The organism is Variovorax sp. 10N412, from assembly GCF_056394985.1.
Genome location: NZ_JBFTIO010000006.1, coordinates 22187 through 46013 on the forward strand (window position 1 = coordinate 22187; position 23827 = coordinate 46013).

General features: G+C 69.2%; 24 protein-coding genes. 16 read left to right on the top strand and 8 right to left on the bottom strand.

Annotation, left to right across the window (positions count from 1 at the left end):
- The first annotated feature begins 45 nt into the window (after positions 1–45).
- Genes AC1DJH_RS16050 through AC1DJH_RS16060 form a run of 3 tightly spaced genes read left to right on the top strand, consistent with a single transcriptional unit; the run spans position 46 to position 3540 of the window.
- Positions 46–2109 carry a molybdopterin-containing oxidoreductase family protein gene (locus AC1DJH_RS16050; protein ID WP_478186321.1) on the top strand — a complete coding sequence of 688 codons (2064 nt, stop codon included), beginning with the start codon at positions 46–48 and terminating at the stop codon, positions 2107–2109.
- The gene (locus tag AC1DJH_RS16055; protein ID WP_478186322.1) at positions 2106–3233 is read left to right on the top strand and encodes an aminopeptidase; all 1128 of its coding nucleotides are present in this window, start codon (positions 2106–2108) and stop codon (positions 3231–3233) included. The genes AC1DJH_RS16050 and AC1DJH_RS16055 overlap by 4 nt, the downstream gene beginning before the upstream one ends.
- Positions 3226–3540, top strand: coding sequence for a polyhydroxyalkanoic acid system family protein (locus tag AC1DJH_RS16060; protein ID WP_472113773.1), 315 nt, complete (start codon positions 3226–3228; stop codon positions 3538–3540). The genes AC1DJH_RS16055 and AC1DJH_RS16060 overlap by 8 nt, the downstream gene beginning before the upstream one ends.
- A gap of 21 nt (positions 3541–3561) precedes the next feature.
- Here the strand turns inward: AC1DJH_RS16060 and AC1DJH_RS16065 are convergent, their stop codons facing one another.
- A complete protein-coding gene (locus AC1DJH_RS16065) occupies positions 3562–5088 on the bottom strand; it encodes an FGGY-family carbohydrate kinase (protein WP_478186323.1) in 1527 nt (508 codons plus the stop codon).
- A 92-nt stretch (positions 5089–5180) separates the two neighbouring features.
- Between AC1DJH_RS16065 and AC1DJH_RS16070 the strand changes: the two genes are divergently transcribed.
- Positions 5181–6419 (top strand): CaiB/BaiF CoA transferase family protein, encoded by a 1239-nt coding sequence (locus AC1DJH_RS16070; RefSeq protein WP_478186324.1) that lies wholly within the window; start codon positions 5181–5183, stop codon positions 6417–6419.
- Positions 6420–6431: 12 nt separating this feature from the next.
- Here AC1DJH_RS16070 and AC1DJH_RS16075 read toward each other — a convergent pair whose 3' ends face one another.
- The 6 genes from AC1DJH_RS16075 to AC1DJH_RS16100 all read right to left on the bottom strand — a co-directional run bounded on the left by AC1DJH_RS16075 (position 6432) and on the right by AC1DJH_RS16100 (position 10491).
- A complete protein-coding gene (locus AC1DJH_RS16075) occupies positions 6432–6689 on the bottom strand; it encodes an acyl-CoA-binding protein (protein ID WP_478186325.1) in 258 nt (85 codons plus the stop codon).
- A gap of 63 nt (positions 6690–6752) precedes the next feature.
- On the bottom strand, positions 6753–7589 hold the full coding sequence (locus AC1DJH_RS16080) for a hypothetical protein (protein ID WP_478186326.1): 837 nt from the start codon (positions 7587–7589) through the stop codon (positions 6753–6755).
- A 4-nt stretch (positions 7590–7593) separates the two neighbouring features.
- A complete protein-coding gene (locus tag AC1DJH_RS16085; protein ID WP_478186327.1) occupies positions 7594–8301 on the bottom strand; it encodes a TetR/AcrR family transcriptional regulator in 708 nt (235 codons plus the stop codon).
- 145 nt (positions 8302–8446) lie between these two features.
- Positions 8447–8959, bottom strand: a complete 513-nt coding sequence (locus AC1DJH_RS16090) for a phasin family protein (protein ID WP_478186328.1) — start codon at positions 8957–8959, stop codon at positions 8447–8449.
- An 88-nt stretch (positions 8960–9047) separates the two neighbouring features.
- The gene (locus AC1DJH_RS16095; RefSeq protein ID WP_472113757.1) at positions 9048–9497 is read right to left on the bottom strand and encodes an acyl-CoA thioesterase; all 450 of its coding nucleotides are present in this window, start codon (positions 9495–9497) and stop codon (positions 9048–9050) included.
- A 97-nt stretch (positions 9498–9594) separates the two neighbouring features.
- Positions 9595–10491 (bottom strand): LysR family transcriptional regulator, encoded by an 897-nt coding sequence (locus tag AC1DJH_RS16100; RefSeq protein WP_478186329.1) that lies wholly within the window; start codon positions 10489–10491, stop codon positions 9595–9597.
- A gap of 144 nt (positions 10492–10635) precedes the next feature.
- On the opposite strand from AC1DJH_RS16100, the gene gtdA reads away from it, so the two are divergent.
- The 8 genes from gtdA to AC1DJH_RS16140 all read left to right on the top strand — a co-directional run bounded on the left by gtdA (position 10636) and on the right by AC1DJH_RS16140 (position 18989).
- Complete coding sequence (gene gtdA / locus AC1DJH_RS16105; RefSeq protein ID WP_435487165.1) at positions 10636–11697, top strand: gentisate 1,2-dioxygenase; 1062 nt, start codon at positions 10636–10638, stop codon at positions 11695–11697.
- Positions 11698–11763: 66 nt separating this feature from the next.
- Positions 11764–12468, top strand: coding sequence for a fumarylacetoacetate hydrolase family protein (locus AC1DJH_RS16110; RefSeq protein WP_478186330.1), 705 nt, complete (start codon positions 11764–11766; stop codon positions 12466–12468).
- Between the two features lie 29 nt (positions 12469–12497).
- Entirely contained in the window at positions 12498–13769 is a 1272-nt protein-coding gene (locus AC1DJH_RS16115) for a 3-hydroxybenzoate 6-monooxygenase (protein WP_478186331.1), read from the top strand.
- 67 nt (positions 13770–13836) lie between these two features.
- A complete protein-coding gene (locus AC1DJH_RS16120) occupies positions 13837–14814 on the top strand; it encodes a Bug family tripartite tricarboxylate transporter substrate binding protein (RefSeq protein WP_472113743.1) in 978 nt (325 codons plus the stop codon).
- 80 nt (positions 14815–14894) lie between these two features.
- The gene (locus tag AC1DJH_RS16125; protein ID WP_478186332.1) at positions 14895–15872 is read left to right on the top strand and encodes a Bug family tripartite tricarboxylate transporter substrate binding protein; all 978 of its coding nucleotides are present in this window, start codon (positions 14895–14897) and stop codon (positions 15870–15872) included.
- Complete coding sequence (locus AC1DJH_RS16130) at positions 15872–17221, top strand: FAD-dependent oxidoreductase (RefSeq protein WP_478186333.1); 1350 nt, start codon at positions 15872–15874, stop codon at positions 17219–17221. The genes AC1DJH_RS16125 and AC1DJH_RS16130 overlap by 1 nt, the downstream gene beginning before the upstream one ends.
- A gap of 42 nt (positions 17222–17263) precedes the next feature.
- Complete coding sequence (locus tag AC1DJH_RS16135; protein ID WP_478186334.1) at positions 17264–17977, top strand: hypothetical protein; 714 nt, start codon at positions 17264–17266, stop codon at positions 17975–17977.
- 103 nt (positions 17978–18080) lie between these two features.
- A complete protein-coding gene (locus tag AC1DJH_RS16140) occupies positions 18081–18989 on the top strand; it encodes an acyl-CoA thioesterase (protein ID WP_478186335.1) in 909 nt (302 codons plus the stop codon).
- Here the strand turns inward: AC1DJH_RS16140 and AC1DJH_RS16145 are convergent.
- Positions 18955–19683, bottom strand: coding sequence for a GntR family transcriptional regulator (locus AC1DJH_RS16145; protein ID WP_478186336.1), 729 nt, complete (start codon positions 19681–19683; stop codon positions 18955–18957). The genes AC1DJH_RS16140 and AC1DJH_RS16145 overlap by 35 nt on opposite strands.
- A gap of 147 nt (positions 19684–19830) precedes the next feature.
- Here AC1DJH_RS16145 and AC1DJH_RS16150 point away from each other — a divergent pair, with 147 nt between their 5' ends.
- From AC1DJH_RS16150 to AC1DJH_RS16165, 4 genes are read left to right on the top strand one after another with little or no spacing between them, the layout of a single operon-like run.
- Positions 19831–20610 carry an SDR family NAD(P)-dependent oxidoreductase gene (locus tag AC1DJH_RS16150; protein ID WP_478186337.1) on the top strand — a complete coding sequence of 260 codons (780 nt, stop codon included), beginning with the start codon at positions 19831–19833 and terminating at the stop codon, positions 20608–20610.
- A 45-nt stretch (positions 20611–20655) separates the two neighbouring features.
- Positions 20656–21870: an ABC transporter substrate-binding protein gene (locus tag AC1DJH_RS16155; RefSeq protein WP_478186338.1), complete on the top strand. Its 1215-nt coding sequence runs from the start codon at positions 20656–20658 to the stop codon at positions 21868–21870.
- A 16-nt stretch (positions 21871–21886) separates the two neighbouring features.
- Positions 21887–22789, top strand: a complete 903-nt coding sequence (locus AC1DJH_RS16160) for a branched-chain amino acid ABC transporter permease (RefSeq protein ID WP_472113725.1) — start codon at positions 21887–21889, stop codon at positions 22787–22789.
- Positions 22786–23769 carry a branched-chain amino acid ABC transporter permease gene (locus AC1DJH_RS16165; RefSeq protein ID WP_478186339.1) on the top strand — a complete coding sequence of 328 codons (984 nt, stop codon included), beginning with the start codon at positions 22786–22788 and terminating at the stop codon, positions 23767–23769. The genes AC1DJH_RS16160 and AC1DJH_RS16165 overlap by 4 nt, the downstream gene beginning before the upstream one ends.
- Positions 23770–23827: the final 58 nt, after the last annotated feature.

Genomic DNA, 23827 nt, shown 5'->3' on the forward strand with positions numbered 1-23827 from the left:
AACCCCCTCCCGCGCTTTGACTCGCGCACAAATTAGACTTGCCCGATGCCCCACGCACCGGATTCCCTGCTTGAAGAAGCACCCCCGCCCACCGCTGTGTCCACCGTCCTGGGGGCCTGCCCCCATGACTGTCCGGACACCTGCGCGCTCGTCACCACCGTCAAGGACGGCGTGGCCGTGAAGCTGCAGGGCAATGCCGCGCATTCGCACACCGGCGGCGTGCTGTGCACCAAGGTGTCGCGCTACATCGAGCGCAACGACCATGCCGAACGGCTGGTTCAGCCGCTCAGGCGCGTCGGTCCCAAGGGCAGCGGCCAGTTCGAGCCGGTGAGCTGGGACGAAGCGCTCGACGACATCGCCGCGCATCTTGAAGTATTACAGGGAAAACCCGAAGACATTCTCCCCTACAGCTATGCGGGCACCATGGGCCTGGTGCAGGGCGAGTCGATGGACCGGCGTTTTTTCCACAAGCTGGGTGCCAGCCTGCTGGACCGCACCATCTGCTCCATGGCGGGCGGCGAGGCCATGGTCTACACCCTGGGCGCCAAGGTCGGCATGCGCATCGAGTTCTTCGCCGAGGCCAAGCTCATCCTGATCTGGGGCAGCAACTCCATCGCCAGCAACCTGCATTTCTGGCGCCACGTGCAGGCGGCCAAGCGCGCCGGCGCGCGGGTGGTGTGCATCGACCCGCGCAAGACCGAAACCGCCGACAAGTGCGACGAGCACGTCGCGCTGCTGCCCGGCACCGACGCCGCCCTGGCGCTGGCGCTGATGCACGAACTCATCGTGCACGACTGGCTCGACCACGGCTACATCGCCGACCACACGCTGGGCTGGGAGCAATTGCGCGAGCGCGCGCTGCAATGGCCGCCGTCGCGCGCGGCCGAGGTCTGCGGCATTGCCGAAGCGCAGATCGTGTCGCTGGCCAGGGCCTACGGCACCACGAAGCCGGCCGCCATCCGCCTGAACTACGGCATGCAGCGCGTGCGCGGCGGCGGCAACGCGGCCCGCGCCATCGCCTGCCTGCCGGCGCTGGTGGGCGCCTGGCGCGACCGCGCGGGCGGCCTGCTGCTGAGCAGCTCGGGCCACTACCCGGTCGACCGCGCCGCGCTGCAGCGCCCCGACCTGCTGGCCGGCCGCCGGCCGCGCACAATCAACATGAGCACCATCGGCGACGCGCTGCTGGACACCGCCCGCCCCGTGAAGGCCATCGTGGTCTACAACAGCAACCCGGTGGCGGTGGCGCCCGAGTCGGCCAAGGTGGCGGCGGGCTTTGCGCGCGAAGACCTGTTCACCGTGGTGCTGGAGCAGTTCCGCACCGACACCGCCGACTACGCCGATTACCTGCTGCCCGCCACCACGCAGCTGGAGCACTGGGACATCCACTGCAGCTACGGCCACACCGACGTGCTGCTGAACCGCCCGGCCGTGGCGCCGCGCGGCGAGGCGCGCAGCAACGCCTGGGTGTTCCGCGAGCTGGCGCGCCGCATGGGCTTCACCGAGCCCTGCTTCTCCGACTCCGACGAGACGCTGTGCCGCACCGCCTTCGCCGAGAACGCCATCGACTTTCCCCAGCTGCTGGAACAGGGCTTCACCAGCGTGAAGCTGCCCGAGGCGCCGTTCGCCGAAGGCAAGTTCCCCACGCCCTCGGGCCGCTGCGAGTTCTTCAGCGCCCGGCTGGAAGCGATGGGCATGAACGCCGTGCCCGACCACGTGCCCAACTGGGAGCCGGCCGGCAGCTCGAAGGAGTTCCCGCTGGCCATGATCTCGCCGCCGGCGCGCAACTTCCTCAATTCGACCTTCGTCAACGTGACCAGCCTGCGCGCCATCGAGGTCGAGCCGCTGCTGGAAATCCACGCGGACGACGCCGCCGCGCGCGGCATCGAAAACGGGGCCACGGTGCGCGTGTTCAACCAGCGCGGCGAGCACCGCTGCCGTGCCGAGGTGTCGCGCCGCGCGCGGCAGGGCGTGGTGCACGGCATGGGCATCTGGTGGCGCAAGCTGGGCATGGACGGCACCAACGTGAATGAGCTGACCAGCCAGCGCCTGACCGACATCGGCCGCGGCCCCACGTTCTACGACTGCCTGGTCGAGGTCGAGCGGGCGTGAAGCTGCTTTCAGCGCTCGCGCTGGCCGGCTCGCTGCTGCTGACCGGCTGCGCCGACCTCGGTTACTACTGGCAATCGGCCAGCGGCCACATCGGCATCATGCGGGCGGCCAAGCCCGTGCCCGAGTGGCTGGCCGACCCGGCCGTGTCCGCCCCGCTGAAGGCCAAGCTCGAACTCACGCAGCGCATCCGCCGCTTCGCCTCCAGCGAGCTCGGGCTGCCCGACAACCCCAGCTACAAGTCTTATGCCGACCTGCACCGCCCCGCCGCCGTGTGGAACGTGGTGGCCGCGCCGCCGTATTCGCTCACGCTCAAGAGCTGGTGCTTTCCGGTGGCGGGCTGCGTGGGCTACCGCGGCTACTACAGCGAGGACGCGGCCAAGGCCGAAGCCGAGGCGCAGAAGAAGCTCGACCTGGAAGTCGCCATGTACCCCGTGCCAGCGTACTCCACGCTCGGCTGGATGAACTGGGCCGGCGGCGATCCGCTGTTGTCCACCTTCATCGGCTACCCCGAAGGCGAGCTTGCGCGCATCGTGTTCCACGAACTCGCGCACCAGGTGCTCTATGTGCCCGGCGACACGGTGTTCAACGAGTCGTACGCCACGTCGGTCGAGCGCATCGGCGGCGCGATGTGGCTGCAGCGCGAAGCCGGCGAGGCAGCGCGCGGGGAATACACGCAGTTCGACGCGCAGCGCCAGGGTTTTCGCGCGCTGGCGCTCGACACCCGCCGCGCACTGACCCAGGTCTACGAATCGCCCGAAGCCAAGGCCAAGGACTGGGCCCGGGTCGAAGCGATGAAGCAGGCCGCCATGGCCGACTTTCGCGCGCGCTACGCCCAACTGAAAGCGGGTTGGGCCGGCCCGCGCCAGAATGCCTACGACGGCTGGGTGGCGCGCGCCAACAACGCGGCCTTCGGGGCGCAGGGCGCGTACGACGACCTGGTGCCCAGCTTCGAGAAACTCTTCGATCGCGAAGGCCGCGACTGGCCGCGCTTCTACACTGAGGTCAAGCGCATCGCCGCGCTGCCGACCGCCGAGGAACGCCGCGGCGCGCTGCAAGCGGCCACCGGCATCCTGCAAACCCGCTCCAGCCCCCACAAAGCCAACAAGGAAGATCACGGTGCCTGACATCCATATCGAACGCAACCACACGCTGGGCATCGCCGGCGCGCGCGCCGTCGCACACCGGTGGATCGAGCAGGCCGAGCAGGAGTTCGGCCTCGAATGCGTCTACACCCAGGGCGACGACCGCGACGTGGCGACGTTCACCCGCGCCGGCATCGACGGCACCGTCGAGGTCACGGCCAGCACCTTCGTGCTGGACGCAACGCTGGGCTTCCTGTTCAGCAGCTTCAGCGAAATGATCGAGCAGAAGATCACGCGCAACCTCGACGCGATGCTTGGCGCGCCCGGCGGCGGTACCCGCCTCGCCTGAGGCGTCGACCGGCGCCAGGCTTCAGCTCAGCCGGTGCATCGCACCGCGCAACGCTGGGTAGAGCGACTTGTAGATATCGAAGCGTTCGCGGTACACCGCCTGCGCCTCGGGCCGGGGCCTTGCGCGTTCCACCAGCGTGACCCAGCCGCGCTCGGCCGTCGCCGCATCGACCAGCCCCGCACCCAGCGCCGCGAGCATCGCCGCGCCCAATGCAGCCTCGACTTCTTCCTCGATGGTGAACACCGGGTAGCCCGTGACGTCCGCCACGATCTGCATCCACAGGTCGGAGTGCGCCGCACCGCCGACCACGATCAGGCGGTCGTCCAGCGGCTGGCCGCTGCGTCGCCCCGCCTCGATGTTGTGCTGCAGCGCGAAGCTCACGCCTTCGAGCACCGCGCGGTACAGGTGCGCGCGGCTGTGCGCGAGCGACAGGCCGATGAACGCGCCCTTGGCCTGTGCGTCCCAGATGGGGCTGCGCTCGCCCATCAGGTACGGGAGGAAGACGAGGCCTTCGGCGCCGGGCGGCACGTCGACGGCCTTGCGCTCGATCAGCGCGTGCGCGTCCGCTCCGGTGCGCGCGGCCTCGGCCACCTCGGCCTGGCAGAACGCTTCGCGGAACCAGGTGACGGCCGCACCCGCCGTGATCGCGCCGCCGAACACATAGCTGCGGTCCGCGCCGCGGTACACGTGCGGCATGGTGATGAGCTGGTGCCGCGCATCGACCGTGGGGCTCACGAAGCCCCAGCACATGCTGGTGCCGATCATCGCGACATGGTCGCCGCTGCCGGTCACGCCCGCGCAGAAGGTGGCCACGGCCGCATCGACCCCGCCCGCCATCAGCGGCATGCCTTCGGCCAGGCCCAGCTTCGCCGCCCACCCGGCGCTCAGCCCGCCGACCACGTCGCTCGATTCCACAAGGCGCGGCGGCATCAGGTGCGCCGGAATGCCGAGCATGCGCATCGCCTCTTCGGACCACTGCCGGCGCTCGGCGTCGTACACGCCGCCGATGTTGCCGGCCGAGCTGTGGTCCACCGCGAGTTCGCCCGTCAGCCGCCAGTTGATGTAGCTGTTGGGCGGCAGGAAGTAGCGCGTGGCCTCCCACACCTGCGGCAGGTGCTCGCGGACCCACAGGATCTTGGTGAAGCCGTGGTAGCTGTCCACGCCGTTGCCGGTGATGGCCTCGAGCCGCGGCACGTCCACGTTCGCGTTCACCCACGCGACCTCGGCAGTGGCGCGGCGGTCCATCCAGATCAGGCAGGGGTGCAGCGGCTGCATCGCTGCATCGACCGGGATGCCCGCGCCGCCGTACAGGCTGCTCACGCACATTGCCGCAATGTCCGCGGGCGCCAGGCCGCTGGCTGCCACGCAGGCGCGCACGCTTTCGCATACCGCGTCGAACCACACCGCGCAGTCCTGCTGCGCCCACAGCGGCTTGGGCGTCTCGGGCTGGTAGGCCACGCTGCGTTGCGAATGCACCTTGCCGTCGATGCCGACCAGCAGGCATTTGGTGCTCTGCGTGCCGATGTCGACGCCGATCACGTATTTCATGGTGTGTTGTCTCTTGGAATCGGGGTTGCGGCCGCTGCAGCCCCGGGTTGGAATCCAGCCAGTTTGCCAGCGACACGGCACACTCTGGCGCCATGACGACGACAACCTCTTCTCCACCCGTGGCCGGCCCGCTGGCCGGCCTCAAGGTCATCGAGCTCGGGCAGCTCATCGCCGGGCCTTTCGCGGCGCGCACGCTGGCCGACTTCGGCGCCGAGGTCATCAAGATCGAGCCGCCCGGCGCGGGCGACCCGCTGCGCACCTGGCGGCTGCTGAAGGACGGCACCTCGGTGTGGTGGCAGGTGCAGTCGCGCAACAAGCGTTCGCTGGCGCTCGACCTGCGCGAGGCCGAGGCCCAAGCGATCGTTCGGCAACTGGCGGCCGAGGCCGACGTGCTGATCGAGAACTTCCGCCCCGGCGCCATGGAAGGCTGGGGGTTGGGCCCCGACCAGCTGCTGGCGGCCAACCCCGCGCTCGTGATGCTGCGCATCAGCGGCTATGGCCAGAGCGGGCCCTACCGCGACCGGCCCGGCTTCGGCGTGGTGGCCGAGGCCATGGGCGGGCTGCGCCACCTCACGGGCGAGCCGGGCCGCGTGCCGGTGCGCGTGGGCGTGTCGATCGGCGACACGCTCGCGTCGCTGCACGGCGTGATCGGCGTGCTGCTGGCCATGCAGCACCGGCATGCCACGGTGAGCGCCGCCCACCCGAAGGGCATCGGCCAGGTGATCGACGTGGCGCTGTACGAGGCGGTCTTCAACTGCATGGAAAGCCTGCTGCCCGAGTACGGCGCCTTCGGTGCGGTGCGCGAGGCGGCCGGCAGCGCGTTGCCGGGCATCGCACCGACCAACGCGTACCGCTGCAAGGACGGCGGCTACGCCATCGTCGCGGGCAATGGCGACAGCATCTTTCGCCGCCTGATGGCATGCATCGGCCGGCCCGATCTCGCGGCCGACGCGGCGCTCGCGGGCAACGCGGGGCGGGTGGCGCAGGTGCAGATGCTGGACGCCGCCATCGGCGACTGGGCCGCGCAGCGCACGGTCGACGAGGTGCTGGCCGCGCTCGACGCGGCGCACGTGCCGGCGGGTCGCATCTACACCATCGCCGACATCGCGGCCGACCCGCACTACGCCGCGCGCGGCATGCTGCAGCAGGTGCGCATGCCAGACGGCAGCGCGCTCGCCGTGCCCGGCTTCGTGCCCAAGCTGTCGCTCACGCCGGCCAGCCACCGGCACAACGCGCCGGCGCTGGGCGCGGACACCGATGCGGTGCTGAAGGAAATCGGGTTGAGCGCCGAGCAGATCGCCGCGCTGCATGCGCGCGGGATCGTGGCTTGAAGCGGGTGCCGATCAGTCCCGCAGCGACTCGATCAGGTCGATGTATTTCTGCTTGGCCTCGTCCGCGCTCGCACCCTTCTGCGCGGTCCACGCATCCCACTTGGCGCGGGCCACGATGTCGCTGAAGCTGGGTTTCTTGGCGGTGTTGTCGCCTTCGGTGGCCTGCTTGAAGAGGCCGTAGATCTTCAGCAGCGTGGGGTTGTCGGGGCGCTCGGCGAGCAGTTTGGAGTGGGCCTGTGCGGCTTCGAACTGGGCATGGAGATCGGACATGTCGGTCGGTTTGAAAAGCTGAAAACGCGCATCTTAAATTGCGCGGTACCCATGGGTACCGGCTCAGTCTTTCAGGCCCGCACGCGCCAGCTCCACATCGAGCCGTTCGCGCGCGTCGGCCGGCTTCAACGCCGCGGCCTGCTCGTACAGGTCGGTGGCTTCGCCCATGCGGGAGTCTCCGTGCAGCATCAGCAGGGCGCGCGCGTACTCCATCTTCCCGGCGGCGGAATGCGGGTGCAGCTCGAGCCCGCGTTCGAACAGCGCCATCGACGTTTCCGCCCGCACGCCATAGGTCATGCGCCCGACCAGCGCACCCACCTTGTCGATCACCTCGGCGTGGAACGACGCCAGCGCCAGGTGCGCATCGGCATGCCGGGGCTGCAGCTCGATCACGCGTTCCAGCGTGCCCTTGAGCCTGCTGCCCAGCCCCTGGGCCAGCGCGCGCGCCACGCTGATGCCCTGGCTGTAGCGGCCCAGCGCATAGGCCTGCCAGTACAGCGCCTGGCAGTTGTCGGGCTCGGCCGCGGCCTGCGCGCCGGCGCGCTCGATCACCTGGCGGAACATGGCGAGCCGCACGGCCTCGCGCGGCTCCAGGTAGTTGGCGTAGATGGCGGTGGCCTGGTTGGCCAGCGCCAGCCCTTCGGCCCCGTGAAGCAGGCCCAGCATGGCGGCACGCTCGAACTCGCCGCTGTGGTACAGGGCCCAGCCCTCGGCCAGCGGCGAGCGCTCGTCCGGCACGGGCAGCTCATGGCCGGCATGCAGGCGCGGCCAGTGCGAGGCCACGCTGCGCGCGTCGTAGCGCGGCACGTCGGCCCAGGGCAGCGGCTTCCATGGGTCGGCGTTCGCGGCAGCCGGGTGGGCGGACATCAGCGAGAGGGGTTGGAAGTCAGGGTGGGGCATGTGTCTAGACCGCCATGTCGACAGAAGGTGTCGCGTTGCTGCCGCGCTGTGGAGCATCGTCGCCGTTGTAGGCATGGCTGAGCGTCAGCAGATGCCGCCGCTGCTCCCGCTCGAGGTACGGCGCAAGCTGGTGCAGCGTGTGGTGGGCGCCGCGCATCAGCGCGCCCTGCGCGTGCGAGGGCTCCAGCGCCTCGCGCGGGTTGCGCACGTACTCGTAGCTCAGCCAGTAGGTCAGCACGACGACCATGCTCTGCGCGAGCGTGTCGACCTCGTGCGCGTCGATCTCCAGGTGGCCGGCGCGGCTCAGCCCGGCAATCAGCTGGCGAATGGCGCGCGCCTTGTGCTTCAGCACCAGCTGGAATTGCGTTTCCAGGTGCCGGTTCTTGCTGAGCAGGTCGTTCAGGTCGCGGTACAGGAAGCGGTAGCGCCAGATCAGCTCGAACAGCGTGTGCATGAAGAACCATGCATCCTCCACGTCGTGCACGCCTTCGCTGGCGTGCAACAGCTCGTTGAGCTCGGCCTCGTAGCCGTCGTAGAGCTTGTTGATCAGCTCTTCCTTGGCCGGGTAGTGGTAGTACAGGTTGCCCGGGCTGATGTTGAGTTCGCCCGCCACCAGGGTGGTCGAGACGTTCGGCTCCCCGAAGCGGTTGAACAGGTCCAATGCGGCTTCGAGGATGCGTTGCGCCGTGCGTCGTGGCGCCTTCTTTGCCATGTCGGTGCCCCCGTTTGTCTCGTGGTCTGTTGGGGACACTCTAGCGTATGTGCACCGCGCCATGGATGGCGCAGGACATGTTTCGCGGGACTGATTTTTGGTGCAGTGCCGCAATCCGGGCAGGCCGCGTTCGGCCTGCGCGGGGTCAGCCAGCCTTGCTGCGGCGCAAGGTGGTCTTCTTGGCGGCGGGGGCCGCCGTCTTGCGCGCGGCGCTGCGGCTGGCGCGCGCCGGGGCGGCTTCCTTGGGCGCGCCGCCGTGCTGCTTCTTCAGTTGCGCCTCGAGCGCGTCGACGCGCGCCTGCAGCGCGGCCATGTCGGCGGCCGTGGGCGTGCCGAGCTTTTCGAGCGCGCGCGCCACGCGCTCTTCGAAGATGTTCTCCAGCTTGCCCCACTGGCCGGCGGCCTTGGTGCCGAACTCGCTGGCGAAGCCGGCCATGCGGGTCTGCGCCTGGCTCAGGGTTTCCTCGGCGGCCTGCTGGGTCTTCTTCTGCATGCCGGCGCCGTCCTTGACCAGCGCCTCGAAAGCCTTGCTGCCCTCCTGCTGCATCTTGGCGAAGGCGCCGAGCCCGGCCAGCCAGATCTGCTGGGCGGAGTCCTTGATGCGGTCGGAGGATTTGCCGTTGTCGCTGCTGTCGTCGTGGTTGCCGGAGGTGGCCATGCGAGAAATTCCTTGAAAGGGGTCGGGTCGCAGGACTCTAGCCGCCCGCGCCCCTCGCCGTTAGAGCTTTCCGCCTAGCCGGGCACCCTCAGGGCGTGGCGCCTGCCGCGCGGCTGGCGTCCAGGTGGGCCTTGGCGCGCTCGGCCAGCGCCATTTCGCCGGGCGTTACCGGCGCGAAGGCCTCGACCGGCAGCGGCCGGCCGTGCGAGTCGACCGACACGAACACGATCAGGCATTCGGTGGTCTTTTCCATCACGCCGCCCTTCATGTCGCCGCTGCGCACCTCGACCGAGATGTTCATGCTGGTGGTGCCGGTGTAGGCCAGGCGGGCTTCCACCTCGACGAGGTCGCCGATCATGATCGGGCGGTGAAAGCGGATGCTGCCGATGAAGGCGGTGACGCAGTAGCGCTTGGCCCAGCTGGTCGCGCAGGCGTAGCCGGCCTCATCGATCCACTTCATGACCGTGCCGCCGTGGACCTTGCCGCCGAAGTTGACGGTGCTGGGTTCTGCGAGGAACCGCAGGGTGATCGAGGACATGGGGGCCGCCTTTTTCGTAGGGCTGTGGGTTCGGGAGCCGCGATTATGCGAGCGCCCGAATACCCGAGGACGCCGCCCGTCGCTCCGGCATGCGCGCTCAGCTGCCGCTGAACAGCTGGGCCAGCGTGCGCCGCAGCCAGGCGTTGCCCGGGTCGGCATGAAAGCGCTCGTGCCAGTGCTGCTTGACGGCGTAGGCGGGCAGGGCGAAGGGCGGCTCCAGCAGCTTCACCGGCTCCTGCGTGACCAGCACCTGGCCCAGGATGCGCGGCACCACCACGATCAGCTCGGTGTGCGCCACGATGCGCGCCACGCTCAGGAAGCTCGACAGCCGCACCACCACGTCGCGCTTGAGCCCCAGCCGGGCGATGGTCGTGTCGACGATGGCATGTCCGGTGCCCGACGTGGACACCACCGCGTGCGCCTCGGCCTCGAAGCGCTTGCGCGTGAGCTTGGCGCCGATGCGCGGGTGGTTGCGCGCCGCCAGGCACACGAAGTTCTGCATGAACAGCGTCTGCTGGTAGAAGCCCGCGTCCAGCTGCGGCATGAAGCCCACGGCCAGGTCGACCTCGCCGTCCTGCAGGCGGCGCCCGCTGATCGTGGAGATGATCTCGGTCTCGATGTGCACGCCCGGCGCCGCGCGGCGCAGGTGGTCGAGCAGGCCGGGCAGCAGCACCACCTCGCTGATGTCGGTCATGCAGATGCGAAAGCGCCGCTGCGCCTGGGCGGGCTCGAAGCTGCTGCGGTTGCCCTGGGCCTGCGCCAGCTGGGCCAGCGCCTCGCGCAGGTTCGGGTAGATGCGCTCGGCGTGCGGCGTGGGCTGCATGCCCTGCGCGGTGCGGGTGAACAGGCGGTCGTCGAAGTGCGCGCGCAGCTTGTTCAGCGCGGTGCTCGCCGCCGCCTGCGCCATGCCCAGCCGCTCGGCCGCCTTGGACACGTTGCCGGTCTTGTAGACCTCGTCGAACACGGCGAGCCATTCGAGATCGAGCTTGGACATGGACAGGTTTCCTCTGGCGCCGGTTGGAATGCGAAAGCTGCGAAAAGCACCATTATCGAAATTTCGAATTCCGTGTATTGGCCGCCGGTCTTGAGGAAATAGTGGTGCCGCTCAACAATGCCCGCAACGGAGACACCCACGCCCATGAAAACCGCGCCATCCAATGCGGCCGAGCGCAGCGACTACTACGCCCGCATCCGCCCCCTGAACCTCACGCCGCTGTGGGAATCGCTGCATGCCCTGGTGCCGCGCGAGCCGCAGACGCCCTGCGTGCCCGCCCTGTGGCGCTACGACGAGATCCGCCCGCTGCTGATGGCGTCGGCCGACCTCATCACCGCCGAAGAAGCCGTGCGCCGCGTGCTGGTGCTGGAGAACCCGGCGCTGCCGGGCAACTCGTCGATCACGCAGTCGATCTATGCCGGCCTGCAGCTCATCATGCCGGGCGAGGTGGCGCCTTCGCACCGCCATGTGCAGTCGGCGCTGCGCTTCATCGTCGACGGCAAGGGCGCGTACACCACGGTGGGCGGCGAGCGCACCACCATGTACCCGGGCGACTTCATCATCACGCCCTCGTGGGCCTGGCACGACCATGGCAACGAGGGCATCGAAGGCGTGAGCGAGCCGGTGGTGTGGCTCGACGGGCTGGACATTCCGATGCTGCGCTTCTTCGACGCCGGCTTCGCCGAGAACGACGACGCCAAGGTGCAGCATGTGTCGCGCCCCGAAGGCCACAGCCTGGCGCGCTTCGGCCACAACATGGTGCCGGTGCGTCACGACCATGTGTCTGCCACCTCGCCGATCTTCAACTACCCCTATGCGCGCAGCCGCGAGGCGCTGGCCCAACTGCAAAAGCAGGAGGCGCCCGACGCCTGGCTGGGCCACAAGCTGCGCTACATCAACCCGCTGACGGGCGGCTCGCCGATGCCGACCATCTCGACCAACCTGCAGCTGCTGCCCCAAGGCTTCGCGGGCAAGACGCACCGCGCGACCGACGGCGCCGTGTACAGCGTGGTCGAAGGCCACGGCACGGCCGAGATTGCCGGCCAGCGCTTCGACTTCGGTCCGCGCGACACCTTCGTGGTGCCGTCCTGGGCACCGCTGCGGCTGTTGTCTCCGAACGAAGACACCGTGCTTTTCAGTTTCTCCGACCGCCCCGTGCAGCAGGCCATGGGCATCCTGCGCGAAGCCTTCCTCGAAGACGCCTGAAGCCCGGCGACTCTTTTTCCTTCCACTTGTTTTGACCGTGTGCCGCCGCGTGCGGCAGGAGCCTTCATGTCCTTTGTCTTCACACCCCCCTCCATCGTCGGCCTGCCCATCGTGGATTCCGACAAGCTGTTCCCCGTGCGCCGTGTCTACTGCGTCGGCCGCAACTACGCGGCGCACGCCCGCGAGATGGGCTTCGACCCGGACCGCGAACCGCCGTTCTTCTTCTGCAAGCCCAACGACGACGCGTCGGTGGTGCCCGTCGCCGAAGGCGCGACCGGCCACATTCCGTACCCGCCGCAAACCAGCAACTACCACTACGAAGCCGAGCTGGTGGTGGCCATCGGCAAGGGCGGCAAGGACATTGCCATCGACCAGGCCGCCAGCCACATCCACAGCTACGCGGTCGGCCTGGACATGACGCGCCGCGACCTGCAGATGAAGATGCGCGAGCAGGGCCGCCCGTGGGAAATCGGCAAAGCCTTCGACTTCTCCGCGCCCATCGCGCCGCTGCGCACGCTGGCCGACGTGGGCGAGATCAACGCCGGCAGCATCACGCTGGAAGTCGACGGCCAGGTGCGCCAGAACAGCGACATCACGCACCTGATCTGGTCGGTGAACGAAGTCATCGCCAACCTGTCGACGCTGTTCACGCTGCAGCCCGGCGACCTGATCTTCACCGGCACGCCCGAAGGCGTGGGCGCGGTCAAGCCCGGCCAGACGATCAAGGTGAGCATCGAGCGCCTGCCGTCGCTGACCGTTCGCATCGACTGAGTCCCGCACGAGAAAGCACAGGCCGCCCCATGACCGCATCCGCCCCCAAGAACCCTCCCACCGTGCTGCTGGTCGGCGGCGGCATCGGCGGCATGGCCGCCGCGCTGGCGCTCGCGCGCATCGGCGTGGCCGTCGACCTGCTGGAGCAGAGCGCCGCCATCGGCGAGATCGGCGCCGGCCTGCAGCTGGGCCCCAACGCCTTCGCCGCGCTCGACGCGCTGGGCGTGGGCGAGGCGGTGCGCAGGGGCTCGGTGTTCACCGACCGGCTCGTGATGATGGACGCGGTCGATTGCGGCGAGGTGGCTTCGGTGCCGGTCGGCGATGCCTTCCGCGCGCGCTTTCGCAACCCGTACGCGGTGAGCCACCGCGCCGACCTGCACGGCGCCATTCACGAGGCGGTGAAGCAGCATCCGCTGATCCGCTTCCACACCTCGGCGCAGGTCGAGGCGGTCGACATCGGCGGCCAGGGCGTGACCGCCGTCACCCGCGACGGCCGCCGATTCAGGGCGGACGCCATCGTCGGCTGCGACGGCGTGAAGTCGGTGGTGCGCCACGCGCTCATCGGCGACGCGCCGCGCGTGTCGGGCCACGTGGTCTACCGCGCCGTGGTGCCCGCGGCCGACATGCCCGCCGACCTGCGCTGGAACGCGCCCGTGGTCTGGGCCGGTCCCGACTGCCACCTGGTGCACTACCCGCTGCGCCACGGCGAGCAATACAACCTGGTCGTCACCTTCCACAGCCGCGAGAAGGAAGAGTGGGGCGTGAGCGACGGCAGCAAGGAAGAAGTGCTCTCGTACTTCGAGGGCGTGCATGCGCGCCCGCGCCAGCTGCTCGACCGCCCGACGTCGTGGCGCCGCTGGAGCACCGCCGACCGCGACCCGGTCGCGCGCTGGAGCGAGGGTGCGGCCACGCTGCTGGGCGACGCGGCGCATCCCATGATGCAGTACCTCGCGCAGGGCGCGTGCATGGCGCTCGAAGACGCGGTGACGCTCGGCGAGGCCGTGAAGGCCTGCGCTTTCGACATGCCCGCCGCGTTCAGGCTGTACGAGGCGGCGCGTGTCGCCCGCACCGCGCGCGTGGTGCTGTCGGTGCGCGAGATGGGGCGCCTGTACCACGCCAAGGGCGTGGAGCGCCTGGTGCGCAACAGCCTGTGGGTCGGCCGCTCGCCGGAACGCTTCTACGATGCGGTCGAGTGGCTCTACGCCTGGCGGCCCGAGCAGTGCCTGGACGATGCACCCGAGGCACTGCACGCGCCGGCTTCGGCAAGGACCGAGGCGGCCGCCGCGCTTTCGCCGCACTGACACCTGTTTCTTTCATCATCCACAACCATCGAGGCGGCCACCAAGGTCACGCCCAGGAGACAAAGACATGAATTTCTCGCGCGCACTGCTGGCAGGCGTCCTTGCCTTGACGGCGGCCACCGGGGCGCTGGCCCAGGCCGGCGACTATCCCAACAAGCCCGTGACCCTGGTCACCCCGTTCGCGGCAGGCAGCGGCCCCGACGCGGTGCTGCGCCTGGTCTCCGACAAGCTCTCGCGTCTGTGGAACCAGCGCGTGCTGATCGACAACAAGCCCGGCGGCGGCGGCTTCATCGCCATCGACCAGGCCCGGCGCGCCGCGCCCGACGGCTACACGCTGCTGCAGCTCGACAGCGAGCACATCGCCGCGCTGCCGCACCTGTACAAGTCGAAGAACTTCGTGACGCTGCAGCACTTCGACCCGGTGGCCTCGCTGTTTCGCACGCCCTTCTTCGTGGCCGTGGGCAGCGACTCGAAGTGGAAGACCATGGGCGACCTGATCGCCGCGGCCAAGGCCGACCCCGACGCCGTGGTCTACGGCTCGTGGGGCGTCGGCAGCCCGGGCCACCTGGGTGCCCAGCAGCTCGAGGCGCTCACCGGCATCCGCATGCGCCACGCGCCCTACCGCGAGGTGTCGCAGCTGTATGCCAACGTGGGCGCCGGCGAGGTGCCATGGGCCTTCGCCAGCATTCCGTCGAGCCAGGGCATCTACAAGGCCGGCAAGCTGCGTTACATCGCGGTGGCCGCGGCCAGGCGCATTCCGCAGATGCCCGACGTGCCCACCATGGCCGAGGCCGGTGGCCCGGCCTCGCTGGAGGTGAATTCGTTCGTGTCGCTGCTCGCGCCCAAGGGCGTGCCGGCGGCCGTCAAGGCGAAGATCAACGCCGACGTGGCCAAGGTCATCGCCGACCCCGAAATTCGCGCCCGCTTCGACACCTTCGCCTTCGAGCCGCTGGCGTGGTCGCCCGAGGAGATCGAGCGCAATGCCGAGGCCAAGTCGAAGGTGTACGGCGAGCTGGTGCGCAGGGGCAACATCAGCCTCGAATAGCGCGGGCCGCGCCTTGCCCACCCTTCCGCTCGGCAGTTAAGCTGGCCCTCTTCGTTTTTTTGACAATTCTTCACATTTCCATGCACGCCACCAAGAGAGCCCTCCTGATTGCCTGCGGCCTGGCCGCCGCCGCCGCGTTGCCGCTGACCGCCAGCGCGCAGAACGCCGCCTGGCCGACCAAGCCGATCCGCCTGCTGGTGGGCTTCCCCGGCGGCTCCACGCCCGACATCGCGGCGCGCACCATCGCCGAGCCGCTGTCCAAGGCGCTGGGCCAGCCGATCGTGGTGGACAACAAGGCCGGCGCCTCGGGCAACATCGCGGCCGACCAGGTGGCCAAGGCCACCGACGACCACACGCTGGGCATCGTCATCAACGGCAACCTCACGTCGTCGAAGATGCTGTACGCCAAGCTGCCGTACGACCCGGTCAAGGACTTCACCTACCTGTCGCTGATCGCGACCGCGCCGCTGGTGCTGGTGGCGCAGAACAACCTGCCCTCGGGCACCGCCTTCTTCGACGCGGGCCGCAAGGCCGGCGACAAGTGGAACTACGGCTCGGTCGGCATCGGCTCGGTGGGCCACCTGGGCATGGAACTGCTCAAGACGCGCGTGCCCGGCTTCAAGCCCGAGCACGTGCCCTACCAGGGCAACCCGCAGGTCATCACCGCCATGCTGGGCGACCAGGTGCAGATGGGCCTGATTCCCCCGGGCGTGGCCATGCCGCAGATCCGGGCCGGCAAGCTCAAGGCCATCGGCCTGACCGGCGGGCGCAGCGCGCTGGTGCCGGAGATTGCGCCGCTGGCCGACGCCGGCGTGAAAGACTTCAACCTCGAGGTGTGGGTGGCGCTGCTGGGCCCGGCCAACCTGTCGAAGGCCGCACAGGCGCGCATCAGCCGCGAACTCGAAGTCGTCATGAAGGACCCGGACGTGCGCCGCAAGCTCTTCGAACAAGGCTGGCAGGCCGTGGGCACCTCGCCGGACGGCATGCGCACGCGCGTGACCGAAGAGGCGGCCATCATGAGCAAGATCATTTCCGCCCGCGGCATCAAGTTGCAGTGATGAGCGCCCAGACCCTGCATGAACCGGCGCGCGAGCTGCCGGTGTTCGGCGAGTACGACGTGGTCGTGGTCGGCGGCGGCCCCGCCGGCATCGCCGCGGCCGTGAGCGCGGCGCGCCACGGCGCCAGCACGCTGCTGGTGGAGCGCTACGGCTTCCTCGGCGGCATGGGCACCGCGGGCGGCGTCACCAACTTCGCGGGCCTGTACGGCAAGCGCAGGGGCGAGATGACGCAGCTGGTGCACGGCGTGGTCGACCAGCTGATCGAGCGCATCGCCGCGCTCAACGGCATGAACGATCCGCAGAACGGCATGGGCGGGCGCATCTGCGTGCGCTCGTACGACACCTCGGCGTACAAGCTCGCGGCCGACCAGTTGCTCGAAGCGGCGGGCGTGAAGCTGCTGTTCCATGCCTATGCGGCCGCGGTGATCCGCGACGGCAGCCGCATCGCGGCGCTGGTGGTGGAGACCAAGTCGGGCCGCCAGGCCATCCGCGCCAACGCCTTCGTCGACGCCAGCGGCGACGCCGACGTGGCCGCCTTCGCCGGCGTGCCCTTCGAGGTGGGCGACGGCCACGGCAGCGGGCTGTTCCCGACCACCATGTTCCGCATCGGCCAGGTCGACGCGCCGGCCGCGCTCGAGGCGGTGGGCGAGTTCAAGGCCATCAACGACTTCATGGCGCGCGCCGAGGCGCAAAAGCCGGGCGTCTACAAGTTTCCGCGCGAAGGCGCCATCCTGCGGCCCAACAAGGACCCGCGCGAGTGGCGCGCCAACGTCACGCAGATCCGCAACGCCCAGGGCCGCGCGATGAACGGCGTGGACGCGCAGGAGCTCACCGACGGCGAGCTCGAGGGCCGCCGCCAGATCACCGAGTACTTCAGGTTCCTGAAGGCCGAGGTGCCGGGCTTCGCGCAGTCGGCCATCGTGGAGATCGCGCCGCAGGTGGGCATTCGCGAGACGCGGCGCATCCAGGGGCTGTATGCGCTGCAGCGCGAAGACATCCTGGGCTCGGCCAGGTTCGACGACAACATCGGCCTGAACGCCTGGCCGATGGAGATGCATGCCGACGGCCGCATCGAATGGGCCTTCCCGCGCGACGAAGACAACGCCTACAACCACCTGCCGTGGCGCATGCTGGTGCCGCAGGCGCTCGACAACCTGCTGGTGGCCGGGCGCTGCGCGTCGATGACGCACGAAGGCCAGTCGGCCGCGCGCGCGAGCGGCGGCTGCTTCGTCATGGGGCAGGCCGCGGGCACGGCGGCGGCGTCGCTGGGCGGCGCGGCCTTTGCCGCGGTCGACGTGGCGGCGCTGCAGAAGAAGCTGCTCGCCGACGGCGCCGACCTCGACCGCTGAGCGCGGCGAACACGGCGGGATGACGCTAGAGTCCGGGGCTTGATGAACTCGAACCCCGGACGAAAAGTGCACTTCCTGTCGTTGCCGACCACCGCGCGTCGCATTCTCCTGGCGCTGTCCTGCGCCACCCTCGGCCTGTTGCAGATGGGCTGCGCCAGCACCCCCGAAGGCGACCCGGTCCATGGCAAGGACCGCATCCTGAGCTTCGTGGCGGCCAAGGACGGCCGCAAGGTCGCCATCGCCGGCGAGAAGTACCACTACGTGTTCGACGGCGACCCTTCCGTGGCGGCGCTGCTGCGCTGGGACGGCCGCGCGAAGGTCGTGCCCGCCCTGATCGGCGAGTTCAAGGTGGCGCGCAACCAGAGCTTCGAAGGCCAGTACGTGCTGATGGCGTTCGACGCCGACCTGACGCCCGAAGACCGCAGCTTCCTGGTCCAGACCGGCTTTGCCAAGGCGGACGTGAAATACGGCGACCGCACCGGGCCGGCGCTGCGTTACTTCGGCACCGTCTACGGCAAGCGCTACGAAGCGGCGCCGCTGAAGTCGGCCGACAAGGTCGACTTTTCCAGGCGCCAGTACCTCGCCTACGTCGAGCAGGAAACGCTCAGCGGCGCCTTCACCAAGGCCGCGCCCACGCCGCTGGTGTATGCCGACGACGGCTCGATGCTGCTGGGCGGCGTGCCCGTGCGCGTGGTCCAGGGCGGCACCGACTTCACCTGCAGCGCCCGCGTCATGGGCTTTTGCCTGTACCGGTAGCCGCGCCGGCAATGCGTGCTGACCGGGCCGCGACAGCCTGCGGGCCCGGCCTTTGCTATGGTCGGAGCTTGCCTTTTTGCCAGCCCCTGACTGCTCCTTCCCGATGATCATCGACCCCGCCACCGCCGCCCGCCTCGTCAACGAACTCGTCTCGCTCATGCAGCTCGAGCCCCTGGGCGGCGACCGCTTCCTGGCGCAGAGCGAGGACATCGGCACCCCCGCCGTGTTCGGCGGCCAGGTGCTCGGCCAGTCGCTGATGGCCGCCAGCCTCACGGTCGGCGCCGACCGCCCGGTGCACTCGATGCACGCCTACTTCCTGCTGCCGGGCGAGCATGCGCCCATCGAATACAGCGTCGACCGCGTGCGCGACGGCCGCAGCTTCACCACCCGCCACGTGGTGGCGCGCCAGCAGGAGCGCATCATTTTCGAGATGTCGGCTTCGTTCCAGACCGTGGACGACGGCGTCGACCACCAATTCGACATGCCCGAAGTGGCGGGCCCCGAAGGCCTGGTCAGCGAGCTCGACCAGCGCATCGCCCTGGGCGACCGGCTGCCCGAGCCCTGGCGCGCCAAGGCGACGCAGCCGCACGGCATCGAGTACCGCCGCGTCGACCCCGAAGACCTGATCGCACCCGAGGTGCGCCCGACCTCGGCCCAAAGCGCCATCTGGATGCGCGCCGTCGCGCCGCTGCCCGACGACCCGATGGTGCACCGCGCGCTGCTGGCCTATGCGTCCGACCACGGCCTGCTGCGCGCCGCCATGCTGCCGCACGGCCTGAGCTTCATGAGCGGCCAGGTGCGCCCCGCCAGCCTCGACCATGCCATGTGGTTCCACCGCGATTTCCGCATGGACGACTGGCTGCTGTACGTGCTCGACTCGCCCAGCGCGGGCGGCGCGCGCGGCCTGTGCCGCGGCAGCCTCTATGCGCGCGACGGCCGGCTGGTGGCCTCGGCCGCGCAAGAGGGCATGCTGCGCATCAGGAAGCTGGCGGCTCGGCAGGTTCGGTCATGAGCGTGGGCGGCAGCCCTTCGCGGCTGCGTTCGTCCAGCAGCCGCTGGTAGTTGTCTCGCAGCAGGATGCCCGCGTAGTACACGTGCTCGCGCATCAGCTGCTCGGCGCGCGCGGCATCGCCTGAAATCACGGCCTGCACGATGCGGTGGTGGTCGTCGTGCGAGCGCAGGATCACGCCGTGGTCGTTCCACAGCATGATCCGGTCCGACGCGAACGGCACCGCCTGCGCCTGCGCGCCGAAGCGCATCACCCACGGGTTGCGCGCGCCGTGCATCAGCGTGTTGTGCAGCTTCACGTTCATCTGCTGGTAGGGCGCCAGGTCGTCCAGCAGCAGCCGGCCCTTCGCCAGGATCTCGTCGCCCTCGCGCAGGCACTCGCGCAGCAGCGCGGCGGTGGCGTCGTCCACCCCCAGTGCGGCGAAGCGCCGGCAGGCCAGCCCCTCCAGCACCGAGCGCACCTCGTAGGCCGCCAGGATGTCCTCCAGCGCGAACGAGCGCACCAGGTAACCCTTCTTCGGCTGGTGGTCGATCAGCCCTTCCATCGCCAGCGCGGCCAGCGCGGCGCGCACCGGCGTGCGCGACACCTTGAGGCTTTCCGCGATCGGCACTTCCTCCACGCGCGTGCCCGGAGCGAGCCGTCCGTGAAGGATCCAGGTGCGCAGCGTCTCGGTGACTTGTTGGGAGAGTGTGTCCATGTCAGGTATACATGATGCCCGTAAATTGGGACGATAGTTGGCGTTATTAGGGAAAACGAGGGCGCATGGATGTGCTCATGTATACACAATGCGACCCTCGATCAACTTTCAAGCCGCCCCGCAGGCGGCCCGGAGACCTTGAAGCCCATGGCGGACCATCATGCACAACCCCACGGCCGGCTGGCCCTCGTGACCGGCGGCGGCCGCGGCATCGGCGAGGCCGTGTGCCGTCGGCTCGCGGCCAGCGGCTACCGCATCGTCGTGGCCGACATCGACGGCGACAACGCGCGCGCCGTGGCGCAGTCGCTGGGCGAGGGCCACGACTTCCGCCAGTTCGACGTGAGCGAAGAGGCCGCGGTCGAAGCCGCGTTCGACGACATCGAGGCCAGGCTCGGCCCGGTCGCCGCGCTCATCTGCGTGGCCGGCGTGCTGCTGCAGCCCGGTGGCGAGCGCTCGCCCATCAAGGACACCACGCTGGAGAACTGGGAGCGCACCTTCGCCGTCAACGCGCGCAGCGTGTTCCTGTGCGGGCGCGCCTACCTGCGCCGCCGCGAGGCGGCGCCCGTGGCGCACGGGCGCATCGTCACCTTCGGCTCGGTGGCGGCGCAGCTCGGCGGCTACCGCGCGAGCGCAACCTACATCGGCGCCAAGTCGGCGGTGCTCGGCCTCACCAAGGCCATGGCGCGCGAATCGGCGCACCTGGGCGTCACCTGCAATTCGGTGGCCCCCGGCCTGATCGACACCGACATGCTGCGCGGCACCGTGCAGAGCAGCGGCGCGCTCACGGCCGCCGCCGCCAACATTCCGCTCGGGCGCATCGGCACGGTGGACGACGTGGCGGGCGCGGTCGACTACCTGGCCTCGGAGCAGGCGGCGTACATCACGGGCAACGTGATCGACGTCAACGGCGGCTACCGCATGCAGTAGGCGCGCGGGTTTTCTTTCACTCACCCATTCCAACGGAGACAGCCCATGAAAAAGAACTTCCTGATTTCGGCCCTGGCGCCCCTCGCGCTGTGCGCTTTCGCGGGCGGCGCCGCCGCGCAGGCCGAACCCGGCCTCACCGACAAGACCATCAAGATCGGCATGTTCTCGCCGATGTCGGGCGCGTCGATGAACTACGGCTTCGACGTGATCAACGCCGCGAAGATGTACTACGACAAGGTCAACAAGGAAGGCGGCGTGAACGGCCGCAAGATCGAGCTGGTGGTGGAAGACGACCGCTGCAACGCCAACGACCTGCTGGCCGCGGTGAAGAAGCTCACCGAGCAGGACCAGGTGTTCCTGCTCAACGGCGGTTCCTGCTCGGCCGCCGTGGTGGGCGCGCGCGAGTACGTGGAGCGCGCGAAGATTCCGCTCGTGATGCTCAACGCCTCGGGCGACGGCGCGCTGTATCCGCCGTCGAAGTACATCTACGGCGCGTTCTCCATCTCGCAGCACGCCGTGGGCGGCTCGATGGTGCAGTTCGCGAGCGAGCAGCTCAAGGCGAAGAAGATCGGCTACATCAACCACGACGACGCCTACGGCGGCTGGAACCTCGAGTCGGCCCAGGCACAGGCCAAGGCGCTCGGCGGCGTCGACCTGCAGGTGCAGTCGGTCAACCCGAACATCACCGACGTCACGGCGCCCATGCTGAAGATCAAGGCCGCCAACCCCGATGTGCTGCTGCTCACCACCTATGCGCGGCCCGTGAGCCTGATCGTCAAGCGCGCCTTCGAGCTCGGCTTCAACAAGCCCATCGTGCTGGCCGTGAACTCCACCGCCGACCTGAAGCAGCTGGTGGAGAACGTGGGCAACAAGGACGCGTTCAAGAACGTCTACATCCAGGAAGTGCTGGCCGACGTGCCCGGCGGTCCCAAGCTGAAGTGGGTGTACGACATGTACAAGGCCGCCTACCCCGACCTGGCGTCCAAGCCCGGCCATCCGCAGGCCTACATGCCCTACGGCATCCCGCCCGCGATGGCGGTGGTCAACGCCCTGAAGGCGGCCGGCCCGAACCCCACGCGCGAGAAGGTGCTCACCGCGCTGTCGACCATGAAGTTCGACTCCGGCGTGATGGCCGGCCCGATCGAGTTCGGCCCCGACGACCGTGCCGCGCAGGAGGCGGCCATCTACATCAAGTTCGACGGCAGCAACATGGCGCTGGTGCCCGGCAGCTACAAGAGCGTGTGGAAGTACAAGCCCTGAGGGCGGCGGCGATCCCATGAGCCTCTCCGACATCTGGCTTTTCCTGCAGCAGGGCGTGCTGTCCGGCATCGTGACCGGCAGCGTCTACGCGCTGCTCGCGGTGGCGATCGTCATGGTCTTCAAGACCACCGACGTGCCGAACTTCTCGCAGGGCGAAATCTTCATGGCCGGCGGCTACGCCGCGCTGTTCCCGCTGGTGGTGTGGGGCTGGCCCTACTGGGCCGCGGTGCTTGCGAGCATCGTGGTCACCGCCTTGCTCGCCGCCGCGTTCCAGCGCGTGGTGATGCAGCGCGTGACCGCCTCGCGCGGCGTGGGCGTGCAGCTCGTCATTGCCACGCTCGGCTTCGCCTACCTGCTCAAGGGCCTGGTGCGCAAGACGGGCCTGGGCGACACGCCGCGCTCGCTGCCCTCGCTGGTGCCGCAGGACCCGGTCATGATCGGGCAGGCCTCGCTCACGCTGCTCGACCTGGCCATCTTCGGCTCGGCCGTGGTGGTGATGGTGCTGCTGTACCTGATGTTCACGCGCACCCGCACCGGCCAGGCCATGCGCGCGGTGGGCATGAATCCGCGCGGCGCGCAGATCGTGGGCGTGAAGCTGGGCAGCATCCGCATGAAGATCTGGGCGCTCACGGGCGTCATCTCGGCCATCTCGGCGCTGCTGATCACGCCCAAGATCCTCATCACGCCCGACATCGGCCACATCGCCATCCTGGCCTATGCGGCGGCCATCGTCGGCGGCTTCACCAGCCTGCCGGGCGCGGTGGTCGGCGGTTTCATCATCGGCATCGTCGAGAACCTGGTGGGGCTTTTCATTTCGTCCAATGCCATCGTGGTGGCGCCCTTCGTGGCGATCATGGTGGTGCTGCTGGTGCGTCCGCAGGGGCTGCTCGGCGGCAAGCCGCAGGTGAAGAAGGTATGAGCGCGTCCACAGTTTCGTCCCCGTGGTGGGACCGCGGCGTGCTGCTCGGCATGGCCGTGGTGCTCGCCGTGCTGCCCTTCACCACCAGCGGCTACGTGCTGTACGTGGTCAACCTGCTGATGGTGTTCTCGGTGCTGGCGCTGGGCATGCACCTGGTCATCGGCGAGACGGGCCAGTTCGCGCTGTCGCACGCGGCCTTCTTCGGCATCGGCATCTACACGGCCGGGCTCATCAACAACCAGTGGCAGCCGCCTTTCTTCGTGTCGATCCTCGCGGGCGCGGTGCTGTCGGCGGCGCTGGGCTGGGTCATCGGGCTGCTGGCGCTGCGCATGCGCGACATCTACCTGGCGCTGGCCACCTTCGCCTTCGGCGAGGCGATGCAGTGGGTGTTCCTGAACTGGGAGTCCGTGACCAACGGCTCCAACGGCTTGCAGATGAAGTCGGCCTCGCTCGGCGGCTACCAGCTCATGAACGACCTGCAGGCCTACCCCTTCGTGGTGGCCATCGCGGCGCTGATGCTGTGGCTCACCGTCGCGCTGGCGCGCTCGCGGCTGGGCTCGTCGTTCCGCGCGGTGCGCGAGAGCGACGTGGCGGCCGTGGCCATGGGCGTGAACACCCGCGCGGTGAAGGTCACGGCCTTCGTGCTGTCGGCTGCCTTCGCGGGCGTGGCGGGCGGCATGTACACGCTGTTCACCTCGTTCATCCACCCCGAGAGCCTGGGCTTCCAGACCACCATCCTGATCCTCACGATGGTGGTGGTGGGCGGCCTGGGCTCGGTGCGCGGCGCGGTGGCCGGCGCCATCGTGTTCGGCCTGGCGTCGGAGCTGCTGCGCCAGGCCCCGTCGTACCAGGAAATCATCTACGGCGGCATCCTCATGCTCTTCATGATGTTCCTGCCCAAGGGCATGGCCTCGCTGTTCGTGGCGCGCCGCAAGTCGCAGCGCGCGACTTCCGTGAACGCAACGGAGAAGCACGCATGAGCGCCGCGCTGGGCCGCCCCGAGCAAGCTCGCACCGTAGCGCGCAGCGCGGAGGTTAT